This window comes from Microbacterium sp. NPDC087592 (genome assembly GCF_044743585.1).
Taxonomy (GTDB): Bacteria; Actinomycetota; Actinomycetes; order Actinomycetales; family Microbacteriaceae; genus Microbacterium.
In genome coordinates this window covers 500,186-523,098 of sequence record NZ_JBIUWT010000002.1, presented here as the reverse complement: position 1 = coordinate 523,098, position 22,913 = coordinate 500,186, and the positions used below count along the sequence as shown (strand labels likewise).

At 68.2% G+C, this 22,913-nt stretch carries 21 protein-coding genes; 13 read left to right on the top strand and 8 right to left on the bottom strand.

The genetic code is table 11. From position 1 onward, the window contains the following. Positions 1-62: 62 nt before the first annotated feature. Positions 63-449, bottom strand: coding sequence for an SPW repeat protein (locus ACIOTO_RS15430; RefSeq protein ID WP_262000996.1), 387 nt, complete (start codon positions 447-449; stop codon positions 63-65). 192 nt (positions 450-641) lie between these two features. On the opposite strand from ACIOTO_RS15430, the gene ACIOTO_RS15425 reads away from it, so the two are divergent. The 7 genes from ACIOTO_RS15425 to ACIOTO_RS15395 all read left to right on the top strand — a co-directional run bounded on the left by ACIOTO_RS15425 (position 642) and on the right by ACIOTO_RS15395 (position 7,860). Further along, positions 642-1,700, top strand: a complete 1,059-nt coding sequence (locus tag ACIOTO_RS15425; RefSeq protein WP_400858495.1) for an ABC transporter substrate-binding protein — start codon at positions 642-644, stop codon at positions 1,698-1,700. Then, on the top strand, positions 1,697-2,461 hold the full coding sequence (locus tag ACIOTO_RS15420; RefSeq protein WP_091036603.1) for an ABC transporter ATP-binding protein: 765 nt from the start codon (positions 1,697-1,699) through the stop codon (positions 2,459-2,461). The genes ACIOTO_RS15425 and ACIOTO_RS15420 overlap by 4 nt, the downstream gene beginning before the upstream one ends. After that, complete coding sequence (locus ACIOTO_RS15415; protein ID WP_215066344.1) at positions 2,458-3,273, top strand: ABC transporter permease; 816 nt, start codon at positions 2,458-2,460, stop codon at positions 3,271-3,273. Before ACIOTO_RS15420 ends, ACIOTO_RS15415 begins: the two co-directional genes overlap by 4 nt. After that, positions 3,258-4,274, top strand: a complete 1,017-nt coding sequence (locus ACIOTO_RS15410) for an Ldh family oxidoreductase (RefSeq protein WP_400858494.1) — start codon at positions 3,258-3,260, stop codon at positions 4,272-4,274. Before ACIOTO_RS15415 ends, ACIOTO_RS15410 begins: the two co-directional genes overlap by 16 nt. Further along, positions 4,271-5,656 carry an acyl-CoA thioester hydrolase/BAAT C-terminal domain-containing protein gene (locus ACIOTO_RS15405; protein ID WP_400858493.1) on the top strand — a complete coding sequence of 462 codons (1,386 nt, stop codon included), beginning with the start codon at positions 4,271-4,273 and terminating at the stop codon, positions 5,654-5,656. Before ACIOTO_RS15410 ends, ACIOTO_RS15405 begins: the two co-directional genes overlap by 4 nt. Positions 5,657-5,658: 2 nt before the next feature. Further along, complete coding sequence (locus tag ACIOTO_RS15400; RefSeq protein ID WP_400858492.1) at positions 5,659-6,534, top strand: DUF1684 domain-containing protein; 876 nt, start codon at positions 5,659-5,661, stop codon at positions 6,532-6,534. A gap of 168 nt (positions 6,535-6,702) precedes the next feature. Beyond that, complete coding sequence (locus ACIOTO_RS15395) at positions 6,703-7,860, top strand: DUF1611 domain-containing protein (RefSeq protein WP_400858491.1); 1,158 nt, start codon at positions 6,703-6,705, stop codon at positions 7,858-7,860. On the opposite strand, the gene ACIOTO_RS15390 is transcribed toward ACIOTO_RS15395, so the two are convergent. The 3 genes from ACIOTO_RS15390 to zapE form a co-directional block, all read right to left on the bottom strand. Then, on the bottom strand, positions 7,826-8,407 hold the full coding sequence (locus tag ACIOTO_RS15390; protein WP_400858490.1) for a type II toxin-antitoxin system PemK/MazF family toxin: 582 nt from the start codon (positions 8,405-8,407) through the stop codon (positions 7,826-7,828). The genes ACIOTO_RS15395 and ACIOTO_RS15390 overlap by 35 nt on opposite strands. A 20-nt stretch (positions 8,408-8,427) precedes the next feature. Next, a complete protein-coding gene (locus ACIOTO_RS15385) occupies positions 8,428-9,666 on the bottom strand; it encodes an ammonium transporter (protein ID WP_029263283.1) in 1,239 nt (412 codons plus the stop codon). 134 nt (positions 9,667-9,800) lie between these two features. Then, entirely contained in the window at positions 9,801-10,838 is a 1,038-nt protein-coding gene (gene zapE / locus ACIOTO_RS15380; protein WP_105710020.1) for a cell division protein ZapE, read from the bottom strand. 145 nt (positions 10,839-10,983) lie between these two features. Here zapE and ACIOTO_RS15375 point away from each other — a divergent pair, with 145 nt between their 5' ends. Together ACIOTO_RS15375 and ACIOTO_RS15370 are read left to right on the top strand one after the other, a co-directional pair. Then, a complete protein-coding gene (locus ACIOTO_RS15375) occupies positions 10,984-11,877 on the top strand; it encodes a sulfurtransferase (RefSeq protein WP_400858489.1) in 894 nt (297 codons plus the stop codon). Positions 11,878-11,896: 19 nt separating this feature from the next. Further along, positions 11,897-12,328: a SufE family protein gene (locus ACIOTO_RS15370; protein ID WP_029263280.1), complete on the top strand. Its 432-nt coding sequence runs from the start codon at positions 11,897-11,899 to the stop codon at positions 12,326-12,328. Here ACIOTO_RS15370 and ACIOTO_RS15365 read toward each other — a convergent pair. After that, positions 12,312-13,466: an alpha/beta hydrolase family protein gene (locus ACIOTO_RS15365; protein WP_400858488.1), complete on the bottom strand. Its 1,155-nt coding sequence runs from the start codon at positions 13,464-13,466 to the stop codon at positions 12,312-12,314. The two genes, ACIOTO_RS15370 and ACIOTO_RS15365, sit on opposite strands and share 17 nt — an antisense overlap. A gap of 25 nt (positions 13,467-13,491) precedes the next feature. Here ACIOTO_RS15365 and ACIOTO_RS15360 point away from each other — a divergent pair, with 25 nt between their 5' ends. The 4 genes from ACIOTO_RS15360 (at position 13,492) to ACIOTO_RS15345 (ending at position 18,693) form a co-directional block, all read left to right on the top strand. After that, complete coding sequence (locus ACIOTO_RS15360) at positions 13,492-14,073, top strand: DUF3000 family protein (RefSeq protein ID WP_029263278.1); 582 nt, start codon at positions 13,492-13,494, stop codon at positions 14,071-14,073. Then, positions 14,066-15,259 (top strand): ribonuclease D, encoded by a 1,194-nt coding sequence (locus ACIOTO_RS15355; RefSeq protein WP_400858487.1) that lies wholly within the window; start codon positions 14,066-14,068, stop codon positions 15,257-15,259. The genes ACIOTO_RS15360 and ACIOTO_RS15355 overlap by 8 nt, the downstream gene beginning before the upstream one ends. Positions 15,260-15,331: 72 nt before the next feature. Further along, a complete protein-coding gene (locus ACIOTO_RS15350) occupies positions 15,332-16,540 on the top strand; it encodes a thiolase family protein (protein ID WP_400858486.1) in 1,209 nt (402 codons plus the stop codon). Between the two features lie 8 nt (positions 16,541-16,548). Then, entirely contained in the window at positions 16,549-18,693 is a 2,145-nt protein-coding gene (locus tag ACIOTO_RS15345) for a 3-hydroxyacyl-CoA dehydrogenase NAD-binding domain-containing protein (RefSeq protein ID WP_400858598.1), read from the top strand. Positions 18,694-18,757: 64 nt separating this feature from the next. Here ACIOTO_RS15345 and ACIOTO_RS15340 read toward each other — a convergent pair whose 3' ends face one another. From ACIOTO_RS15340 to ACIOTO_RS15330, 3 genes are read right to left on the bottom strand one after another with little or no spacing between them, the layout of a single operon-like run. Then, positions 18,758-20,380, bottom strand: a complete 1,623-nt coding sequence (locus tag ACIOTO_RS15340) for an FAD-dependent oxidoreductase (protein WP_400858485.1) — start codon at positions 20,378-20,380, stop codon at positions 18,758-18,760. Continuing rightward, positions 20,373-21,278, bottom strand: coding sequence for a YegS/Rv2252/BmrU family lipid kinase (locus ACIOTO_RS15335; RefSeq protein ID WP_400858484.1), 906 nt, complete (start codon positions 21,276-21,278; stop codon positions 20,373-20,375). The genes ACIOTO_RS15340 and ACIOTO_RS15335 overlap by 8 nt, the downstream gene beginning before the upstream one ends. Position 21,279: 1 nt before the next feature. Then, on the bottom strand, positions 21,280-22,902 hold the full coding sequence (locus ACIOTO_RS15330; protein WP_400858483.1) for an FAD-binding oxidoreductase: 1,623 nt from the start codon (positions 22,900-22,902) through the stop codon (positions 21,280-21,282). Positions 22,903-22,913 lie beyond the last annotated feature (11 nt).

Below are 22,913 nucleotides of genomic sequence, written 5' to 3'. Positions count from 1 at the left end.
ATGACGATGCCGGGCGACCGCTTCGGGAAGTCCAGTCGCCCGGCATCGCGTCCGGGAGTCGATCAGGCGGTCGCGACGCGGCCCCGAGCGTTCGCGGGCTGCGGCTGCGAGAAGATCACGACGACGATCACGGCGGCACCCACGACGACGTGCGGGAGCCAGACATTGAGCGCCTCGCCCGCGAAACCGAAGATCCACGGAGAAAGGGCCAGGAACAGGCTGGCGACGATGTCGAACACGAGGTGGACCGGCATCGGGATGACGCCGAAGGGACCCCATTCGTACTTCGTGAACAGGCTGTACACGATCAGCCCGACGCCGAGGACGATCGGGATGATGACCGCCGCTCCGCCCATGCTCGCGAAGCCGAACAGCCAGGGCGCGGCGATCAGCGCGATGCCGACGATGTAGTCGAGGGCTCCGTGGACCTTGGTGGGGATGAAACGCATGATTCCTCCTTGTATGTCGCCGCTGGATGCGACTCATCACTGGTTCGAAGCCCGTACCGGATCGGATTGCCTCCCCGCCGCCGCGTCGGTGTCGGAATATGACGACGGAGGGAAAACCGAAGCACATCGAATCGATAGATTCGAGACCAGGTGCTTCCCGTGCACCCCACCCGAACCCCCTGGAGCAAGATCATGACCTCTCGTCGCCGCGCCCTCGCGGGTACCGCTCTCGTCCTCGCCAGCGCACTCCTGGTCACCGCCTGCGGCTCGTCCGGGTCGGGAGAAGCGACCGAGACCGCGGAGGACGCCCCCAAGATCACCTTCCTCTACTCGCCGTACGCGGACTACGCGCCCTTCTTCCTCGCCGAGGAGAACGGGTACTTCGAGGACGCCGGTCTCGACGTCGAGCTCGTCGCGAAGGGCGGCAGCTCGGGCGAGACGTACCAGCAGGTCAGCACCGGCAACATCACCGCCGGCGGCGCGACCTGGGGTGCCGGTCTGTTCAACGCCACCAAGGCGGGAGCCTCGCTCTCGGTGATCGCGAGCGTGTCCCGCATCCCGGAGTCGGGCGCCAACCCCTCGCCCCTGATCGCGTCCGACGCGTCCGACGTCGAGGACGCCGCCGACCTGAAGGGGAAGAAGATCGGAATCCCCGGTGACGGCGGATTCGGCATCTACTCCGTCGCGCTCGCGCTGGAGTCCGCCGGTCTGAGCGTCGACGACGTGGAGCTCGTGAACCTCAGCCCCGGCGACATCCCCGCCGCCCTCGCCAACGGCTCCGTAGATGCGAGCTGGTCGATCGAGCCGATCTCGTCCGCCGTCATCGCGCAGGGCATCGCGCACGAGCTGCTGCCCATCGACTACCAAGCGGGCGTCGAGCTGGGCGCGATGGTCTTCAACACCGAGTACGTCGAGAAGCACCCCGCTGCGGTCACCGCGTTCACCGCGGCCTACCTCAAGGCGGTCAACGAACTCGAGGACGGCGGCTGGGACGACCCCGCCACCCAGGAGATCATCGCCGAGTACACCGATCTGCCGGTCGAGACGCTGACCTCCATCGCGCTCACCACGCAGGACCCGAGCGGCGCCATCGACTGGGAGGACGTCGCCCGGCAGGAGCAGTTCTTCCGGGACCGCGATGCGCTCGAGTTCGACGGCGACTCCGGCATCGAGGACATCTACCGCGCAGACATCCTGAAGGACGCGATCGCCCTGCAGGAGAGCGGCGACCTCGCCTCGTCGAAGAAATGAGCGGCCTCCGCGTCCAGGGACTCTGGAAGGCCTACGCGAACGCCGACCGCAAGGACGAGCTTCTCGTCGCCCTCCAGGACATCGACCTGGAGATCGCCGACAACGAGTTCGTCTGCGTGCTGGGCCCGTCCGGTTGCGGGAAGAGCACTCTGCTCCGGCTCGCGGCGGGCCTCGAGAAGCCGAGTCTCGGCACGATCGAGACCTCGAGCCGTCCGTCGGTGGTGTTCCAGGAGCACGGCGTGTTCCCCTGGCTGACCGTCGCCCAGAACATCGGGTACCCGCTCAAACTGCGCGGTCTCTCTCGTGTACAGCGCACCGAGCGGGTCGATCAGCTGCTCGACCTCGTCGGGCTCTCCGAGTTCGGCGGGTTCTACCCGGCGCAGATCTCCGGTGGGATGCGCCAGCGCACCTCGGTGGCCCGCGCGCTCGCTGATGACGGCGACCTGCTGCTCATGGACGAGCCCTTCGGAGCACTCGACGAGCAGACCAGGGTGACGCTGCAGCAGGAGCTGCTGCAGATCTGGGAGCGCACGTCGAAGTCCGTGATGTTCATCACCCACAGCGTCGACGAGGCGCTGATGCTCGCCGACCGCGTCGTCGTGATGTCTCATCGCCCCGGACGCATCATCGACGACATCGAGGTGCCGTTCGGTCGGCCGCGTGACATCGCCGGTCTTCGCCGCGACCCCCGCTACGGCGAGATCACGGCGCGGCTGTGGTCGCTGCTGGAGAACTCGACGGAACAGGAGCTGGCGTCATGACGACGATCGCCGACCCGAAGATCGAGGCGCAGCTGAAGGAGGCGGTGCAGGCCGAACGCGGATCCGTGTGGGTGCGCAGGCTCGGCCCGTACACACCGCTGCTGATCCTCCTCGTCTGGGAGATCGCGAGCCGTACCGGGCTCCTCGATTCGCGCTTCTTCCCCGCGCCGACCTCCATCATCGAGACGTTCTTCGAGCTGCTGGCCTCGGGAGTCCTGCTGGAGAACATCGGGATCACGCTGTCGCGCATCGCCGTGGGCTTCGTGCTGGGCGCGGTGCCCGGCATCATCCTCGGCATCCTGCTGGGTTCGGTGCGCACGCTGCGACTGCTCCTCGATCCGATCTTCTCGGCTCTGCTGCCGGTACCGAAGGTCGCGATCTTCCCGTTGCTGCTGCTGATCTTCGGCCTCGGGGAGACGAGCAAGTACGTGATCGTCGCGATCGGTGTGTTCTTCTATCTGCTCTTCAACACGCTGGGTGGTGTGATGCAGACGCCGCCGCTGCTGAACGACGTCGCCAACGCCAACGGCGCGACGCGGCTGCAGCGGTGGATGACCGTCTCGTTCCCCTATGCGCTGCCGTCGATCTTCACCGGCATCAAACTCGCCACGGGTGGAGCTTTCGTGATCATCGCGGCCTCGGAGTTCGTCGGTGCGAACAGCGGGCTGGGCTACATGATCTGGAGTTCGTGGGGGACGTTCGCCGTGTCGAAGATGTACGTCGGCATCGTCACGATCTCCGTGCTCGGCTACGGCGCGACCGCGCTCTGGGCTCTGCTCGAGCGGCGCGTCGTGCCGTGGGTCAAGTACTGAACGGCGGGACGCACACGATGAACCTCGATGCTCAGGAGACGCTCACGGACCTGCGCGCGGTGCTCCGGGCTGCGGCGCCGCACAGCGATCCGGCCGATATCGAGCTGGCGGCGTTCTGGCTGATCCAGGCTGAGCTGCTCGGCCTTCCCGAGTTCGGCATCCGGATGCTGGCGCGCGACCTCGAGCGGCTCGAAGAGGTCGAATCCGCGTCGGCACCCGCCGCGCCCACGCGCATCGACGACGCCGCGATCGTGTCCGTCGACGCGACCGGCGTGCTCGGAGTGGTCGCACTCGCCTCGGCCGTGCGGCATGCCGCGAGGAACGTCACGGCTCACGGACTCGCCATCGTCGGCATCCGCGGTGCCGGCGGCCTCGGCATCCTCGGACTCGCTGCCCGCGCGCTCGCCACGCGCGGCGCTGTCGCCCTGCTCGCCGCGCAGTCACCGGCGACGGTCGCACCGTGGGGCGGACAAGCCGCCGCAATCGGCACGAATCCGCTGGCCGTCGGAGTTCCCCGTGCCGATGCTCCCCCGCTCGTGGTCGACTACGCCACGTCGACGCTCACGCTCGCTGCGGTCCGCGAGGCTCGCGGCGCCGGCGTGTCCCTCCCGGAGGGCAGTGCAGTCGACGCGGCCGGTGAGCCCACCACGGATCCCGCCGCCGCCGCCGCTCTCCTCCCCGCGGGCCTCGTCGGGTCGCTCACCGGACTCGTGGTCGAGCTCCTGGCCGGTGTCGCCGTCGGCGGGCGGGTCACCGACCCCGCTGCCCCGTCCAGCAGAGGCGCGGTCCTCATCGCGTTCGACCCCGCTCGTGCGGGAGGCGCCGACATCGCGCAGGGCACGGCCGCACTGGATCGCGAGTGGCGCGGCGCCGGCGGCCACCTCCCCGCGCGCTTCGATGCGCTCGCGAGCAACCCGGCAGACCTTCCAGACGCGATCCGCGTCTCCGAAGAGGCAGCATCCTGGCTGCGCGCACGAACGTCGGAAGCACCCGGTACATGAGCGCCCTTGCATCCTTGACGCTCAGCGTGATTCCGCAGATCGGCCTCCTGACGGAACGACGAGAGATCCGCATCAGCGGCGCAGTGCCGGGATCTCTGGTCACCGTGCGCGCGGTCACGGCGCGCGACGGTGGCGATTGGGCGGCCCAGGCGACCTTCCTCGCCGACGACGTCGGGGAGATCGACCTCGGGACGCAGGCTCCGGTGTCCGGCGACTACCGCGTGGCGGACTCGATGGGCCTGTTCTGGTCGCAGCGCCGCGAGGAGGGCACGACGGGATCCGCTGAGCCCATCGACGTCGCGCGTCCCCTGTCGACCGTCCTCACCGCCTGGGCCGAACCGGGGACCGGATACCTCGATCAACCCGGCGACGGTGCCGGCGCCGCAGAGATCGCAATCGAGGTGACCCAGCGCCTCAGCGGTGACGGCGTCGAGAGAGCCGAGGTGCGCACGGGCGGGCTCGTCGGCACGCTGTTCCGCCCGCCGCACGACGGTCCTCTTCCCACCGTGATCGTGCTCAACGGTTCCGGCGGGAGCATCAACGAGGCTCGCGCCGCGCAGTATGCTTCCCACGGCATACAAGCGCTCGCGCTCGGATACTTCCGGGCACCCGGTCTGCCCGACCACATCTCCCGCACGCCGCTGGAGTACTTCGAGCGCGCCCTCCGGTATGTCGTCTCCGAGCTCTCACCGATCGGCGGGCGCCCGATCGTGAGCGGGCAGTCCCGCGGTGGCGAACTGTCCCTGCTGCTGGCCGCGACCTATCCCGACCTCGTCCTCGGGGTCGCCGCCTTCGTCCCCGCAGCGTTCGCCTTCGGAGCGCAGGGTGCCGCCGACCCCACCGAAGGATGGAACGGCCCGACCTGGACGCGCGATGGCGAACCGCTCGAGCATCTGTGGCACGACAACACCGGCGTGACCTGGCACCCCTGGAACGACGAGCCCGCACCGACACGCCACCGCGACGTGTACATCGATGGCCTCCACGATCGCGCCCTCGCCCGTGCGTCACGCATCCCGATCGAACGGTTTACCGGCCCCGTCGCATGCGTCTCCGGGCTCGACGATCGCGCGTGGCCGTCCAGCATGGCATCGCGCATCGTGCTCGACACGCTGGCGAGACACGGGCATGCCGCGGAACGCCTGCACCTCGACTACGAGGAGGCCGGGCACGGCATTGCGCTCCCTCACCTCCCCAGCACCGACATCGAACGTCTGCACCCGGTCTCCGGCGTGCGCTATTCGAACGGCGGCACGCCACGCGGCATCGCCATCGCCGGCGCCGACTCGTTCGAACAGGTCTGCGCATTCATCCACCGCACGGCGGAACGCGCGGCGTCGTCCGCCGACAACGCGACCCACTCCCAGGAAGAAGGACGGTAGTCATGCCCGCGAAGGAGCATTTGGAAGGCCAGTGGCGCGAGTGGCGTCATACCCGCGTCTCGGAGCTCGCGCGCCCGTACGGCTGGACGGCGCTGGTCGCTCAGCACTGGCTCCGCGACGGCGACGACGGCCTCGTCCTCGACGGTCTTCCCGGCACATGGGGCGTGTCGGACGGCAAGGTCCTGTACACGCCGCCGACCGACGGTCCGAACCTCGCGGTCGACGGCGAGTACCCCACCGGCACCGTCGAGATCGTGCCCGGGCGCAACCAGACCTACGGCCACGGGCGCAGCGTCCCCGTCTACTCCGGGGTGAGCGAGGTCGAGACCATCCCGCGCACGACCGACGATGGCGACCGCATCTTCGCGGTGCGGGTGCGGGACCCCCGCGAATCCGCACGCAAGGACTTCTCCGGCCTCGCCGCATACGACTACGACCCGGCCTGGCGCATCCCCGCCCGCTTCACGCCCGCCGTGCGGGAGGACGTCGAGCAGGTCACGGTCGAGACCGGGGTCCGCGAGACCACGGCGCGCATCGGGACGCTGGCGTTCGAGCACGGCGGCCGCACGTATGAGCTCGCACTGATCGGCAAGGATGCCGCGTACGGCGTGCAACCCGTCGCGCACATCCGCGACATGACGAGCGGGAAGACGACGTACGGTGCCGGACGGGTCGTCGAGCTGCAGTTCGCGGACGAGGCGGGTCAGGAGATCGACCACATCGACTTCAACTATCTGACCGCGCTCCCCTGTGCGTTCACGAACTTTGTCACCTGCCCCCTCCCGCCGAGCCAGAACCACCTGGACTTCGAAGTGGCGGCGGGCGAGAAGAAGCCGGATGTCGACATCGACCGGGTACTGACCTTTCAGAGCACCTGACCCCGCTCTGCGAGGGGCCGCGACGACCAACGGCCCAGTCCCAGCGAGCACTGCTACGGTGAGGGTGTCGGCATCTTGCCGGCATCAGGGAAGACTTCTCGTCGACCAACGGGCCTTCTGGGTCATTTCGTTCTCCGTCGCCTCCTCTGTGTGAGACCGAGGAGCGTCATGCCCACCCCGTCAGTTCCCTCTTCCATCGACCCCGCGCACGCCTGGGCGGAGCCCATCGCGCTCCCGGTCGGCACCACGGCGATCGTGTACTGCGAAGGCCAGTTCGGTGAGCAGGACGGCAAGACCGCGAACGGACTCGTCCGCCACTCCGAGAAGTACGAGATCCTCAGCGTCATCGACAGCACGCACGCCGGCGCAGACGCCGGGATGCTGTTGGACGGCACCGCGAACGGCATCCCGATCCTCGGCGGCCTCGCCACGGCGATCGCGCACGCCGGCCACGTCCCGGACTACCTGATCTGCGGAGTCGCTCCCGCCGACGGGCTGCTCTCGGCCGACCAGCGCACCGTGCTGCTCGACGGCATCGCCCGTGGCATGCACATCATCAACGGGCTCCACGAGTTCCTCACGGACGACGCGGAGTTCGTCGCCGCCGCCCTGCTCGCCGGGGTGACCATCACCGACATCCGCCGCCCCAAGGACAAGAAGGATCTGCACCTCTTCTCCGGGCGCATCTTCGACGTGACCTGCCCGCGCATCACGATCCTCGGTACCGACGGCGCGATCGGCAAGCGCACGACGGCCACGATCCTCGTCCGTGCGCTCAATGAGCGCGGCATCCATGCCGTCATGGTCGGCACCGGACAGACCACGATCATCCAGGGCGGTCGCTACGGCGTCGCGCTCGACGCACTCGTGCCGCAGTTCTGCTCGGGCGAGGTCGAGAACCAGGTGGTCGCCGCGTTCGAGGGCGAGCACCCCGACGTGATCATCGTCGAAGGCCAGGGCGCGCTCAGCCACCCGGCCTACATTACTTCGGCGCACATCCTCCGCGGCAGCCAGCCCGAGGGAGTGATCGTGCAGCATGCACCTGGTCGCACGGTCCTGGGCGACTTCCCGATGGTCGCGATGCCGACCGTCACGAGCGAGATCGCTCTGATCGAGGCCTTCGCCGACACCCGCGTGATCGGGGTGACCGTGAACCACGAGAACCTCTCCGCGGATCAGCTGGCCGGAGCGATCGACGAGATCGAGCTCGACACGGGTCTCCCTGCGACAGACCCCCTGACTCGACCGCTGTCCGAGCTCGTCGAGATGGTCCTCCAGGCATTCCCCGCTCTCACCCCGCGACAGACCACCCGTACAGCCGCGTGAGAGCGGCTCCGACCCGGTCGTAACGGCGCTTGTCGAGGACGGCGGCCTCCCGCCGCAGTCCTCGCTCGTGCACGCTGTACAGCTGCTCGACGTCGACCCACGACTCACGCCCCTGCGAATCCCACGCACCCGTGCCGATCGACAGGTAGTCGCGATCGCCGTCATGCGGCTTGCTCGTCATGCGCACGGCATACACGCGGTCCGCCGATTCGCGTCCGATCACGAGAACGGGGCGATCTTTGCCGCGTCCGTCGTTCTCCTCGTACGGGACCCAGGTCCAGACGATCTCGCCCGCATCCGGAGCTCCGTCCCGCTGGGGGGAATACGCGACCTGGAGGTCGCGGATCCGGCTGGGATCGATGCGCACGGTCGCGGTGCCACGCTCCTGCGCCGGCCCCGACGAGGTCCCGGTTCCGGTTCGCTCCTGCGCTGTGCGCAGACGCGCGTCCGGGCGTCTCGGATCTGTCGTCCGAGACGCCCGGCCGGACCCCACTGTCTTGAGCAGGATGTCCACGAGTGCTGTCAGGATGCCGTTGGTCTTGCTCACACGGTCACCCTAACCGCAGATCATGCGTCGGCGAGTGCGTAGCCCTCCTCGCCGTGCACGACCTGGTCGACACCGGCGATCTCGTCCTCGTTCGTGACACGGAATCCGATCGTCTTCTCGATCGCGAAGCCGATGATGAAGGCGACCACGAAGGAGTAGATCAGGACACCGAGCGCCGCGATGACCTGCACCGCGAGCTGACGGGCGTCGCCACCGACGAACAGGCCGGTCTCGCTGGCGAAGAAGCCGAGGTACAGGGTGCCGATGAGTCCGCCGACGAGGTGGATGCCGACCACGTCGAGCGAGTCGTCGAAGCCGAGACGGAACTTCAGTTCGATCGCGAGGGCGCAGACCACACCGGCGAGGGCGCCGAGCAGCAGTGCCCAGCCGGGCGTCAGGTTGGCACACGCCGGGGTGATGGCAACGAGACCCGCGACCGCACCGGAAGCAGCGCCGACCGAGGTGGGCTTGCCGTCCTTGATCTTCTCCACCAGGATCCAGCCGAGGATCGCTGCAGCCGTGGCTCCGAGGGTGTTCAGGCCGATGAGTCCGACGCCGCCCATGTCCTCCGCGAGCCACTCCGCACCGGCGTTGAAGCCGAACCAGCCGAACCACAGCAGTGCGGCGCCGAGCAGCGTCAGCGGCACGTTGTGCGGCTTGAGGATGCCCTTCTGGAAGCCGATGCGCTTGCCCAGGACCAGCGCAAGGGCGAGGGCGGCCGCACCCGCGTTGATGTGCACCGCGGTACCGCCGGCATAGTCGATGACGCCGATCCCGCTGTCCTCACCGAAGAGCGTGGTGCCGAGGTTCATGATCCAACCGCCACCCCAGACCCACGCGGCGACCGGGAAGTAGCCGACCGTGGCAAAGATTCCGGCGAAGATCAGCCAGCTGCCGAACTTGGCGCGGTCCGCGATCGCGCCGGAGATCAGCGCGACGGTGATGATCGCGAAGGTCGCACCGTAGGCGACGCCGAGGAGAGCGACGTTCGAGCCCTCACCGGACGCCAGGCTGGAGAGCCCGAAGTCGGCGAACGGGTTGCCGGCGAAGGCGGTCGGGCTGTCGACGGCGCTCATCGAGAAGCCGAAGAGAATCCACAGCACGGCGACAAGACCGATCGAGCCGAAGCTCATCATCATCATGCTGACGACGCTCTTCGCCTTGACGAGACCGCCGTAGAAGAAGGCGACGCCGGGCGTCATGAGCAGGACCAGCGCTGTCGCGGTGATCGCCCACGAGATGTTGCCGGGAGCATCCATAGGAAAACCTCACATCCGAAGTAATTGAGAGCTTCAGTGTGACGACGCGCCGTTTCGCGCATGCGTGAGGTTTGTTTCCCCGCTGTTACAGGGCTGCCCCGGGTGTGAACATCGCGTTACGCGGGCCTTAGGGGTTACGCAGAATGCGTCAGGGCGTTGAGCCGAGAGACCGCTCGCAGGTACTTCTTGCGGTATCCGCCGGCGAGCATCTCGTCGGAGAACACCGAGTCGAGTCCCAGGCCGGTCGCGATGATCGGTATCTGGGCGTCGTATACGCGGTCCACGAAAGCGACGAACCGCAGAGCCTCGGACTGGTCCGTGAGCTGACGCACGCCGCGCAACCCGACCTGGCCGAGTCCCTCGATGAGACGGATGTAGCGCGACGGGTGCACCTGGGCCAGGTGGCGGATCAGGTCGTCGAACCGATCGTCCGAGGCTGCGCTCCCCTGAGCGGCTGCGGCCGATGCGGCCTCGTAAGCGTCATCGTCGAGCACCACGGCGTGCCCGTCGAGCGCGCGCTGACGGAAGTCGACCCCATCGATGCGCAGCGTCTGGAAGCTGTCGGACATGGCGTGGATCTCGCGGAGGAAGTCCTGCGCCGCGAAGCGGCCCTCACCGAGGGCGTTCGGCGGGGTGTTGGAGGTGGCGGCGAGGCGCGTCCCCGTCGGCACGAGTTCGCCGATCAGCCGGGTCATCACCATCGTGTCGCCCGGATCGTCGAGCTCGAACTCGTCGATGCAGAGGAGGTCGGCGCCCTTGAGCAGGTCGACCGTGTTCTTGTAGCCGAGCGCCCCGACCAGTGCGGTGTACTCGATGAACGAGCCGAAGTATTTCCGACGTGCCGGCATCGCGTGATAGATGGATGCGAGCAGGTGGGTCTTGCCGACTCCGAAACCGCCGTCCAGGTAGACGCCCGGCTTGAGCTCGGGTTCCTTCTTCGCGCGGCTGAAGAATCCGCCGCGCTTGACCGGGGCTCCCCGACCGGAGAAACGCATCAGCGTCTCCTTGGCCTCCTCCTGGGACGGATAGGCGGCATCGGCCCGGTAGCTGTCGAACGTCGCCGTGTCGAACTGGGGCGGCGGCACCAGGCTCGCGAGCATCTCCGGTCCGGTGACCGTCGGCTGACGATCGGTGAGGTGCACGATTCCGGTGCGGCTGGTCGGGTCGGTCATCACAGTCCTGAATCGGGTGCTCGCCTGTGTCGAAGTCTTACGAATCGGGCGCAGGGTGCTCGGCGGGGATCTATCGTCGAAGGGACGGATCAACACTACGCCGTCTGCACCCGCACCCTCGTCCGCTCAACGCTTCGGAGACCCCATGGCCATCGAGTTCGATTCCTCCTCCCCCAAGTTCGCCGAGTACGCCGAGCCCGGCCGACTCGTCACCACCCAGTGGCTCGCCGAACGGCTGGGAACGCCGGGGCTCGTGGTGGTCGAGTCCGATGAGGACGTGCTGCTGTACGAGACCGGCCACATCCCCGGCGCGGTGAAGGTCGACTGGCACACGGAGCTCAACGATCCCGTCGTGCGGGACTACGTCGACGGCGAAGGCTTCGCCGAGCTGCTGAGCCGCAAGGGCATCTCGCGTGACGACACCGTCGTCATCTACGGCGACAAGAACAACTGGTGGGCTGCGTACGCACTGTGGGTCTTCTCGCTCTTCGGCCACGAAGACGTCCGTCTGCTCGACGGCGGCCGCGACCGCTGGATCGCCGAGGGTCGCGAGCTGACCCGCGAGCCCGCGAACCGCCCGGCGACCGAGTACCCCGTCGTGGAGCGCGACGACTCCGTCATCCGCGCCTACAAGGAGGATGTGCTCGCGCACATCGGCAACCCGCTGATCGACGTGCGCTCGCCCGAGGAATACAGCGGAGAGCGCACCACGGCTCCCGCCTACCCCGAGGAGGGGGCGCTGCGCGCCGGTCACATCCCCACGGCGCAGAGCGTGCCGTGGGCGAAGGCCGTGGCCGAGGACGGCGGATTCCGCAGCCGCGCCGAGCTCGACGCCATCTACCGCGAGGGCGCCGGTCTCAACGACGGCGTTGACGTCGTCGCATACTGCCGCATCGGTGAGCGCTCGAGCCACACCTGGTTCGTGCTCAAGCACCTGCTCGGCTTCGAGAACGTGCGCAACTACGACGGTTCCTGGACGGAGTGGGGCAGCGCCGTTCGGGTGCCGATCGTCACCGGCGCCGAGCCGGGATCCATCTGAACGTGGGACAATGACAGGGATGAGCGCGAGCGAAGTTCCTGAGGCACTGGCCGAGATCCGAGACGGTTTCCTGGAGACCCCGGAGTCCGATCGGCTCCTGCTGCTGCTCGAATACTCGGACGAGCTCCCCGACGTGTCCGACGAGGTCGCCGCCCACCCCGAGATGTACGAGCGGGTCGCGGAGTGCCAGTCCCCCGTGTACATCCACGTGGAGGTGGACGACGACATCGTCACGATGCACGCCACGGCTCCGCCGGAGGCTCCGACCACGCGCGGTTTCGCGAGCATCCTGGTGCAGGGCCTCACCGGACTCACCGCCGACGAGGTGCTGGCGATCCCGAACGACTACCCGCAGTCGATCGGTCTGACCAAGGCGGTCTCCCCGTTGCGGATCGGCGGCATGACGGGAATGCTCATGCGCGCGAAGAACCAGGTCATTCAGAAGCGCTGAGCCCCTGTGCATCCAGCCAGTCGGTGATCGCCGTGCTCCACCCGGTCTCGTCGTAGTTCCAGAGCTTGGTGTGCCGCGCGACGGTGAACCTCGGCATCGTGACGAGGTCGGGGCGTGCCTCCTGCAGCGCGTGCGAGGAGTCGGCGGGAACGAAGCCGTCGTCGTCGCTGTGCAGGATGAGGATCGGTGCGGTCAACTCATCGGCGCGGGCGACCATGTCCAGGCGATCGAACAGGATCGGCTCATCAGCTCCGCTCAGGCGTGCGGTGAGCGGAGATTGCAGGGCGCCCATCGCGAGGGTCGGCAACGGTGCGCGCACTCCGGCCATCCGAGCTTGGAAGCGCAGCACAGTCCGCCAGTCGACGACAGGGGACTCGAGGATGATCCCCGCGATGCGGTCGCGATGCCCGGAGGTGACTGCGGCCTGCAGCGAAACGGCGCCGCCCATCGACCACCCCATCAGGATCACGCGCTCCGCGCCGTGTCGGAGCGCGTAGGCGATCGCGGCATCGACATCCCGCCATTCCGATGCGCCCAGCGCGTAGGCGCCGGCCCGGGTGCGGGGCGCCTCGCCGTCATTGCGGTACGACACCACGAGGTTGGGCAGACCGGCCGCGTGCAGCACCGGCACGGCCCGCAGGCACTCCGCACGCGTGGCACCGCGCCCGTGCACCTGGATCACCCAGGTCGATGACGACGCAGGGAAGTACCACGCGGGGCAGGGGCCCGCAGGAGAACCGATCAGTACGTTCTCCCAGCGCAGATGAAGCTCACTGGGCGACGAGTAGTAGTACCCGCTGAACGAGGCTGCGCGGTCCACCCGGGAACCCGGCTCGATCTGCGTGAGCAGCTTGCGGCGCACTCTCTTGCCGTCGGCACTGAGCACGGCGCCGAGCTTGACGTAGCCATAGGTGCCGGTGGTGAAGAGTCCGTACCGGCCGGGCAGCTCGGTATCGAGGGTGCGCTGCAGCTCGATCGTCTGGGCTCCCGTGTCGACGGCCAGGATCTCGGTGTCCGTCGGGCGGCGCATGGGCGTGACCACCCGCCGGGCGACGGCGAACACGAGAAATGCGAACGCCGCTCCGAAGGCGAGCAGGGCAGGGACAAGGAGCGTAACGGCGTGCCTGAGACTCTTCATCGCTTCCTGACTCTAGCCTGTTGCCGTGACCGCACACCCCGAAGCCGGGACACCCTTCGACAGCGCTGTGGCTGAGCTGCGCGAGACCACGTTCCGCGATGACATCACGGTGCGCGAGATCGCCACCCCCCAGGGCCTCGCTCCGTTCGCCCTCGCGCTCGCCGCGGACGTCCGGCCGGAGGACCACGGGGAGTCCGTTTACGGCACCGGCCGATTCGTGCTGCTGCACGATCCCGACGAGCCGGGCGCGTGGGGAGGATCGTGGCGCATCGTCATCTTCGCGCAGGCGCCGCTCGAGACCGAGATCGGCACCGACCCTCTTCTGGCCGACGTGACGTGGTCCTGGCTGGTCGATGCACTCGACTCGCGCGATGCCGTCTATCACTCGGCATCGGGCACCTCGACGAAGACTCTGTCGAAGGGTTTCGGAGGGCTCGCCGTCGAAGGCGACGGTGCCCAGATAGAATTGCGGGCGTCCTGGACTCCGGAGGGCCCGTTCCGACCGCACGTCGAAGCATGGGCCGAGCTGGTCGGAATGCTGGCGGGGCTTCCGCCCGGCTCCGAGGGCATCGCCGTGATCGGCGCGCGAAAGGCTGTACGTGACTGAATACTCCGTGATCTCGGATGCCGAGGAGTTCCGCGCGGCTTGCGCCGTGCTCGCCGCCGGCACCGGCCCCGTCGCCGTGGACGTCGAGCGTGCGTCCGGTTTCCGCTACTCGCAGCGGGCCTTCCTCGTGCAGGTCTTCCGCCGCGATGCGGGCGTCTTCCTCTTCGACCCGCCGGCGATCGGCGACTTCGCCCCGCTCCAGGAGGCGATCGGCGACGTCGAGTGGGTGCTCCACGCCGCGAGCCAGGACCTGCCGTCGCTGCGCGAGCTGCACCTCGAGCCGCCGGTGATCTTCGACACCGAGCTGGCCTCCCGACTGCTCGGCCATGAGCGCGTCGGACTCGGCGCGGTCGTCGAGGACACGTTGGGCATCGTCCTCAAGAAGGAGCATTCGGCATCCGACTGGTCGACGCGTCCGCTGCCGGACTCGTGGCTCGAGTACGCGGCTCTCGACGTGCTCCACCTGATCGATGTCCGAGACGTCCTCGTCCAGGAGCTCGAGGAGCAGGGCAAGACCGCTTTCGCCGCCGAGGAGTTCGCCGCGACCCTCGCCCGGGCTCCGAAGCCGCCGCGCGAGGATCCGTGGCGTCGACTCAGTGGACTGCACCAGGTGCGCGGCTCCCGCAATCTCGCCGTGGCCCGCTCCCTCTGGCAGGCCCGAGAGGCCTACGCGCAGGCTCAGGACGTCTCTCCCGGCAGGCTCGTGCCCGACCGCTCGCTGGTCGCGGCTGTCATGGCGAATCCGACGTCGAAGCAGGCGCTCGCCGGAGTCAAGGAGTTCCAGGGCCGCGCCAGCCGCAGCCAGCTCGACCGCTGGTGGCAGGCGATCGTCGACGGCCGCGCATCGGAGGATCTGCCCCGCGAGCGCGTGCCGAGTGACACCCTTCCGCCCCCGCGTGCCTGGGCGGACCGGAATCCGGAAGCCGATGCCCGCCTGAAGGCCGCGCGTCCGGTCGTCGAAGCGGTTGCCGAAGAACTGGGGATGCCCACCGAGAACCTGCTCACGCCCGAGTACCTGCGTCGCGTCGCGTGGGATCTTCCCGGTGAGACTCCGGAAGAGATCTCCGCAGCACTCGCGACCCTCGGAGCGCGCCCCTGGCAGATTGCACAGACTGCACAGAAGATCGCGGACGCCTTTGTAGAGGCGGCGCAATCGCCCGACACCACCCCGGCGGACGCTTCGTAGGTTCGATCCAACCGATTCCTCCCCGTTTCGCGCGCTTCATAGACTGAGGCCACGCACTAACTTGGAGGCAGAGTGGCCGAGATCTCGGACGTCTTCTTCGTCGATGGAGTACGCACCCCTTTCGGGCGCGCCGGCGAAAAGGGCATGTACTGGAACACCCGCGCGGATGACCTCGCCGTGAAGGCGACCATCGGCCTGATGGAGCGCAACGCTGCCGTCCCGGCCGACCGCATCGACGATGTGGCGATCGCCGCGACGAGCCAGACCGGCGACCAGGGGTTGACCCTCGGTCGCTCGGTGGCGATCCTCGCGGGGCTGCCGCAGACCGTCCCCGGACTCGCCGTCGAGCGCATGTGCGCCGGCGCGATGACCAGCGTCACCACGATGGGCGCCTCGATCGGCGTCGGCATGTACGACTTCGCCCTCGCCGGCGGTGTCGAGCACATGGGTCATCACCCGATCGGGGGCAACGCCGACCCGAACCCGCGCTTCGTCGCGGAGAAGATGGTCGATCCCGGCGCGCTCAACATGGGTGTCACCGCCGAGCGCATCTTCGACCGTTTCCCGCACCTCACCAAGGAGCGGTCCGACCGGTTCGGCATGCTCAGCCAGCACAAGGTGCAGGCCGCGTACGACGCCGGCAAGATCCAGCCCGACCTCGTGTCTGTGGCCACCAAGGGTGCCGACGGCGCCTGGGGTCTTGCCACCGAGGACGAGGGTCGTCGCCCGCAGACCACCATGGAGGACCTCGCGGCGCTGAAGACGCCGTTCCGTCCGCACGGGCGCGTCACCGCGGGCACCTCCTCCCCCCTCACCGACGGCGCGACGATGTCGCTGCTCGCCGGCGGCGGCGCGGTGAAGGAGTTCGGGCTTGCACCGAAGATGCGGATGGTCTCTTTCGCCTTCGCCGGTGTGCAGCCGGAGATCATGGGCATCGGCCCGATCCCGTCGACCGAGAAGGCCCTCAAGAAGGCCGGTCTGACGATCGCCGACATCGGCCTGTTCGAGCTGAACGAGGCGTTCGCCATCCAGGTGATCTCGCTGCTCGACCACTTCGGCATCGCCGACGACGATCCCCGCGTGAATCAGTGGGGCGGCGCGATCGCGCTCGGGCACCCGCTCGCGGCATCCGGTGTGCGTCTCATGATCCAGCTCGCGGCGCAGTTCGCCGAGCGCCCCGACGTCCGCTACGGTCTGACCGCGATGTGCGTCGGCCTCGGCCAGGGCGGTTCGGTCATCTGGGAGAACCCGCACTACGACGGCAAGAAGAAGAAGAAGTGAGCGCGAACGTGACGAACTACGACGACATCGACTTCTCCCCCATCCAGGCGCTCACCGAGGGCGAGGTCATCACGCAGTCGCCTGTGCGCGACATCCGACTGGCCTCGGGCAAGGTACTCGCCCTGATCACGCTCGACAACGGCCGGGACCACACGCGCCCGAACACGCTGGGGCCGGCCACTCTCACGCAGCTGGGCGAGACCCTGGACGGTCTCAAGGCACGTGCGGCGAACGGCGAGATCCAGGCCGTCGGCATCACCGGCAAGCAGTACATCCTCGCGGCCGGCGCCGATCTGTCCGACATCAGCAAGGTGGGATCGCGCGACAACGCACGCCTCATCGCGCAGCTCGGCCACAAGGTGCTCGGCAAGCTCGGTGACCTCGGGGTGCCGTCGTTCGCCTTCGTGAACGGCCTCGCCCTGGGCGGCGGCCTGGAGATCGCGCTGAACTCCAGCTACCGCACGGTCGATTCCTCTGCCGCGGCCGTCGCACTCCCCGAGGTCTTCCTCGGCATCATCCCCGGCTGGGGTGGCGCCTATCTGCTGCCGAACCTGATCGGCATCGAGAACGCGCTCGAGGTCGTCATCTCGAACCCGCTCAAGCAGAACCGCATGTTGAAGCCGCAGCAGGCGTTCGATCTGGGCATCTTCGATGCGATCTTCCCCGCTGCCAACTACCTCGAGGACTCGTTGTCCTGGGCGGATGCGGTCCTCGGCGGCAAGAAGGTCGAGCGCAAGAACGAGCCCGGCAAGATCGAGCGCCTCACCAAGTGGCCGATCGCCATCAAGATGGCGCGTGGCATGCTCGAGTCGAAGATCGGCAGCGTGCCCAAGTCGCCCTATGCCGCGCTCGAACTGCTCGACAAGGCGAAGAGCGGCACCCAGGCCGAGGGCTTCGCCCGTGAGGACGAAGCTCTCGCCGAACTCGTGACGGGCGACCAGTTCGCCGCGTCGATGTACGCCTTCGATCTGGTGCAGAAGCGGGCGAAGCGACCCGTCGGCGCTCCCGACAAGCAGCTCGCGAAGAAGGTCACCAAGGTCGGCATCATCGGCGCCGGCCTCATGGCGAGCCAGTTCGCGCTGCTCTTCGTGCGCAAGCTCCAGGTGCCCGTGCTCATCACCGACCTGGACCAGGCGCGCGTCGACAAGGGCGTCGCCTACATCCACGAGGAGATCGGCAAACTCGAGGCCAAGGGTCGTCTGGACTCCGACTCCGCCAACAAGCTGCGCGCCCTCGTCACCGGCACCACCGACAAGAGCCTCTACGCGGACTGCGACTTCGTGATCGAGGCCGTGTTCGAAGAGGTCGGCGTCAAGCAGCAGGTGTTCGGGGAGATCGAGCAGATCATCGCCGAAGATGCCATCCTCGCGACCAACACCTCGTCGCTGTCGGTCGAGGAGATCGGTTCGAAGCTCGCACACCCCGAGCGTCTGGTCGGCTTCCACTTCTTCAATCCGGTCGCGGTGATGCCGCTGATCGAGATCGTGAAGACGCCGACCACGTCGGAGGCGGCACTGTCGACGGCGTTCGTCGTGGCGAAGAGCCTGGGCAAGAACGCGGTCCTCACCGCTGATGCGCCCGGGTTCGTCGTGAACCGCCTTCTCGCCAAGGTGATGGGCGAGGCCGCTCGCGCGGTCTACGAAGGCACTCCGATCGCGGATGTCGAGAAGGCCTTCGGTCCGCTCGGTCTGCCGATGGGTCCGTTCCAGCTGATCGACCTGGTCGGCTGGAAGGTGGCCGCTCACGTGCAGGACACGATGGTGCAGGCGTTCCCCGACCGGTTCTACGCGAACGAGAACTTCCACGCTCTCGCCGAGCTCGACGCGGTCGTGGAGAAGGACAAGGGCGGGCGCGTCATCGGCTGGACGAAGCAGGCCGAGAAGGTCCTGAAGCCCGCCGTGGGCAAGTCTCCCGCTTCCGCGGTGACGATCCTGCAGCGCGTGCAGGACGGCCTCGCACAGGAGATCAAGCTGATGCTCGACGAGGGTGTGGTGCCCGAGGTCGAAGACATCGACCTCTGCCTGATCCTCGGTGCCGGCTGGCCGTTCATCGACGGTGGTGCGTCGCCGTATCTCGACCGCGAAGGTGCTTCCGAGCGGGCCTTCGGCGGCTCGTTCCACACGCCGCAGATCCGGGGCGTCGAGCACCGCTGATCATCATCCCCGAAGGGGCCGCATCGGAAGATGCGGCCCCTTCGTCGTCTCCGGAGGCAGCCGCCTACGGCGACGGGCGGGTGTCCGCTTCGCCGCGACGCGGCCAGTACGAAAGAGCCCGTTCGGCCAGAGCGGTGATCGTGAGCGACGGGTTCACGCCGGGGTTCGCCGGCACAGCCGAACCGTCGACCACGTGCAACCCCGGATACCCCCAGACGCGGTGATAGGGATCGACCACGCCGTTTTCGGGCGCAGCAGAGATCACCGCACCGCCGAGGAAATGCGCGGTGAGCGGGATGCCGAAGACCTCCGGCCAGGATCCGCGTGCCTCCGCCGGCTCTCCCCCCTCCTGCTCGACCCGGGCCGCGATCGCCGCAGCGGCGCTGTGCGCTTGAGGGAGGTAGCTCGGGTTCGGCTCGCCGTGTCCCTGTGCGCTGGTCATCACGAGTCGACCGAAGCGCCTGCGCAGGGACAGGGTCAGAGAGTTGTCCGCCGTCTGCATCACGAGTGCGATGATTCCGCGCTCGCTCCACCGTCTGAGGTTCCCGAGACGGAACTGCCGTACCGGAGAGCGGAGCACCTGTGTCATGAAGCTGCGCAGACGCACGCCGAGGCGACGATCGCCGGGGACGAGTACGGTCGCCAGCGCACCCATCAGGTTCGAACCCGGGCCGTAGCGGACGTTCTCGACGTGGGTGCGCTCATCGACGTGGAACGAGGTGGTGATCGCGATGCCTCGCGCGAGCTGCAGGGATTCGGGAACCCTCGTCGCCACCGCGCCGTCGAGTGCTTCCGAGTTGGTACGGGTGAGACGCCCCAGGGCATCGGAGAGGTGTGGCAGCGCGCCCGACGCCTTCATCCGGTGCAGCAGCTGTTGCGTGCCCCAGGTTCCGCCGGCGAACACGACCTGCTCTGCCGTCACCGTCTGGCGCGCGCGACGGAACCAGGCACCGCTCTGCTGCGTCGTGACCGTGAAACCGCCGCCGGGGAGTTCACGCACCTCGGTCACCGTGCGCAGCGCCTCGATCGCGACGCCTCGACGCTCCGCGAGAGCGAGGTAGTTCTTCATCAGCGTGTTCTTCGCGCCCACGCGGCAGCCCACCATGCAGTTGCCGCAGAGTGTGCAGCCGGTGCGGTCCGGTCCCTGGCCGTCGAAGAACGGGTCGGGCGCACGCTCCCCCGGCTTCCCGAACCACACCCCGACGGGGGCCTGCCGGAAAGTCGAGCCGACCCCCAGATCCTCGGCAGCCCCGGCCATGATCCGCTCGACAGGTCCGGTGTGCGGGTAGTGCTCCACGACGCCGAGCATCCGCTTCGCGGTGACGTAGTGCGGCGACAGTTCCGACTCCCACTCAGCGATACCCCGCCACTGCACGTCCTGGAAGAAGGCGGGGCCCGGCTGATAGAGCGTGTTGGCGTAGTTGAGCGACCCGCCGCCCACGCCCGCACCCGCCAGGATCATCACGTGGGGAAGGCGATGGATGCGCTGCACGCCGAAGCATCCGAGCATCGGCGCCCACAGGTAGCGACGCAGATTCCAGCTCGTCTTCGCGAAGTCCTCGTCCTCGAAGCGGCGGCCGGCCTCGTAGACGCGCACCCGGTACCCCTTCTCCGTCAGTCGCAGCGCGGCGACGGAGCCGCCGAACCCGGAGCCGACGATCACGACGTCCTCGTCGAAGTCAGTCATCGCTCTCCCCCGGGACCAGCATCGTCAGCGCTCCGGGCAGCACCGCGATCGTGCATTCATCTTCACCGATCCGCTCACCGTCGGCGTAGACCACGAGGCCGGGCGCCGCGACCGTCACGGTGCGTGCTCGGCGATGGACGACCTCCGGTCGACTCAGATGCGTCCCCCGCAGCAGCAGCGGAAAGAGCCGCAGCAACCGCAGTCGGCCGAGCGGAGCGACGTGCACGATGTCGAGCAGCCCGTCGTCCGGCACTGCGCCCGCGCAGATCGGCATACCGCCACCGTAGCTCGATGTGCTGCCGGCGGCGATGAGCGTGCCGGATGATCGCGTGGGCTTTTCGCCGTCGACGGAGAGTGTGAAGTCCATCGGTCGCAGACGCACGAGTTCGATCAGCAGGGCGAGGTAGTAGCGCGGTGCGCCGTGAGGCCAACGGAGCCGGTTGGTGCGGTCGCTGACCTTCGCATCGAATCCCAACGCCGCGATCGTGAGGAACTTCCGTCTTCCACCTGTCGTCGTGACCTCACCGACGTCTATCCGTCGTGGCACGCCCCTGAGTGCGAGCTCCGCGGCGGCAGCAGCATCGTTTCGCGGCAATCCGAGAGCACGTGCGAGGTCGTTCCCCGTGCCGGCCGGAATCAGGACCACCGGGACGGTTGACGCACACACCGTGTCGAGAATGCCCGACAGCGTGCCGTCGCCGCCGACCACCACCAGTGCACGCGGATCGTCCACCAGAGCTGCGACGGCGAGCCGGGCGGTATCGGCCGCGGACGCGCCCGCGTAGGCACGCACCTCGGCACCGCGATCTCGGAGGTGCAGGACGGCGGCGTCGGCTGCTCTCCCGCCCCGGCCCTTGCCGGAGAACGGATTCGCGAGCACCGCGATGTGCGCGGCCACGTCAGTCGTTCCGTTCGAGGGGGATCACGGCGCCGGGGTTCAGGATGCCCGCCGGGTCGAGCTCGCGTTTGATCGCCGAGAGGATGCGCATACCGGTCTCACCGATCTCCTGACTCAGCCAGGGGGCGTGATCCCGACCGACCGCGTGGTGATGGCTGATCGTGCCGCCGGCGGCGATGATCGCGTCGTTGACTCGCGCCTTGACGAGTTCCCACGCCCCGAGCGGATCGGCCCGGACGCCGGCGAGCACCGTGAAGTAGAGCGACGCTCCGGTCGGGTAGATGTGCGACACGTGGCACATGACATACGATTTCGCCCCGGCCGCGGAGAAGCCGCCTTTGAGCGCCGTCTCGACGGCTGACCGCAGCGTCTGCAGATTCGTCCAGGTCGTCGCGGTCTCCAGCGTCTCGCAGAAGACCCCGGCGTCGAGCAGTGAATCCCGCAGGTAGGGACCATCGAACCGGCCTTTCAGCCAATCCTCCGCCGGGCCCGTCCCCGACGAGATGCCACCGGCGGCAGCGAGGTGCGCGCTGACACGGGTCCGGCGTTCATCGATCCCCTCGCCCTCGTACACGGTGACGACGCTGGCGCCCTTCGCGAGGACCTTCCCGATCTTGCCGACCTGGGCGAGGCTCACTGCCGTCTCCGCCTCATCGGACAGCCGGATGACCGTGGGGCCGTTGCCCTGCTGCGCCACTCGCCGCAGACCCTCGACCCCGCTGGTGAAGTCAGGGAACGACCACGACTCGAACACGCGCTCGCGCGGGATCGGATGCACCCGCACCCGCACCTCGGTGATGACACCGAAGATGCCCTCCGACCCGAGGAACACCCGGATCAGGTCGGGCCCGGCGGCGGAACCCGGCGATCGTCCGAGCTCGATGTCGCCGGTCGGGGTCGCCACTCTGATGCCGGTCACCATGGTGTCGAAGCGGCCGTTCCCCGCCGAGTTCTGTCCCGACGAGCGTGCGGCGGCAAAGCCTCCGATTGTCGCGTAGCGGAAGCTCTGCGGGAAGTGTCCGAGTTCGAGCCCGTGCGCAGACAGCAGCGCTTCCGCCTCCGGCCCCGTCGTCCCCGCAGCGAGCACGGCCTCGCCACTGACCTCGTCGAGCCTCACGAGACCACTGAGACGCCGGAGGTCGAGGCTCACGACCGCATGATGCGCTCCCCGCTCCGGGTCGAGTGCGCCGACGACGCTCGTACCGCCGCCGAACGGGATGACCGCGATCCCCCGCGCGACCGCGACGTCGAGACACGCCCGGACCTCGTCGTGATGGGCGGGACGAACCACCGCATCCGGGGCGTCTTGATCGGGCTCACGGCGACGGAGGAGGTCCGGCGTCGAACGCCCACCGGCATGACGGATGCGTGCCTCTGTCGTGACGTCGACGTGCGCGGGGCCGACAGCTGCGGACAGTGCGGCGTGGTCCTCAGCGGTCAACCGTGATGGCGCCAACCGCACGTCCTCGATTTCGACGGCCGCTGCAGGTCTGCGTACGCGTCCGAGCAGTATCGGCAGCAGTGCGCGCACCGGCAGGGGAAGTTCTTTAGCCTTGGCCGGATCGCCCCAACCGTTCCATCTCATCGACGGGTCCGCATCGACCCTGCCATTGTCTTGGCCCATGCGTTACAGTG

Excerpts from the sequence above, each read along its gene's own strand:
- ACIOTO_RS15330 (WP_400858483.1), bottom strand. The coding sequence starts at position 22,902 with ATGGGCCAAGACAATGGCAGGGTCGATGCGGACCCGTCGATGAGATGG.
- ACIOTO_RS15405 (WP_400858493.1), top strand. The coding sequence starts at position 4,271 with ATGAGCGCCCTTGCATCCTTGACGCTCAGCGTGATTCCGCAGATCGGC.
- ACIOTO_RS15400 (WP_400858492.1), top strand. The coding sequence starts at position 5,659 with ATGCCCGCGAAGGAGCATTTGGAAGGCCAGTGGCGCGAGTGGCGTCAT.
- ACIOTO_RS15375 (WP_400858489.1), top strand. The coding sequence starts at position 10,984 with ATGGCCATCGAGTTCGATTCCTCCTCCCCCAAGTTCGCCGAGTACGCC.
- ACIOTO_RS15415 (WP_215066344.1), top strand. The coding sequence starts at position 2,458 with ATGACGACGATCGCCGACCCGAAGATCGAGGCGCAGCTGAAGGAGGCG.
- ACIOTO_RS15420 (WP_091036603.1), top strand. The coding sequence starts at position 1,697 with ATGAGCGGCCTCCGCGTCCAGGGACTCTGGAAGGCCTACGCGAACGCC.
- zapE (WP_105710020.1), bottom strand. The coding sequence starts at position 10,838 with ATGACCGACCCGACCAGCCGCACCGGAATCGTGCACCTCACCGATCGT.
- ACIOTO_RS15365 (WP_400858488.1), bottom strand. The coding sequence starts at position 13,466 with ATGAAGAGTCTCAGGCACGCCGTTACGCTCCTTGTCCCTGCCCTGCTC.
- ACIOTO_RS15395 (WP_400858491.1), top strand. The coding sequence starts at position 6,703 with ATGCCCACCCCGTCAGTTCCCTCTTCCATCGACCCCGCGCACGCCTGG.
- ACIOTO_RS15430 (WP_262000996.1), bottom strand. The coding sequence starts at position 449 with ATGCGTTTCATCCCCACCAAGGTCCACGGAGCCCTCGACTACATCGTC.
- ACIOTO_RS15340 (WP_400858485.1), bottom strand. The coding sequence starts at position 20,380 with ATGACTGACTTCGACGAGGACGTCGTGATCGTCGGCTCCGGGTTCGGC.
- ACIOTO_RS15385 (WP_029263283.1), bottom strand. The coding sequence starts at position 9,666 with ATGGATGCTCCCGGCAACATCTCGTGGGCGATCACCGCGACAGCGCTG.
- ACIOTO_RS15370 (WP_029263280.1), top strand. The coding sequence starts at position 11,897 with ATGAGCGCGAGCGAAGTTCCTGAGGCACTGGCCGAGATCCGAGACGGT.
- ACIOTO_RS15425 (WP_400858495.1), top strand. The coding sequence starts at position 642 with ATGACCTCTCGTCGCCGCGCCCTCGCGGGTACCGCTCTCGTCCTCGCC.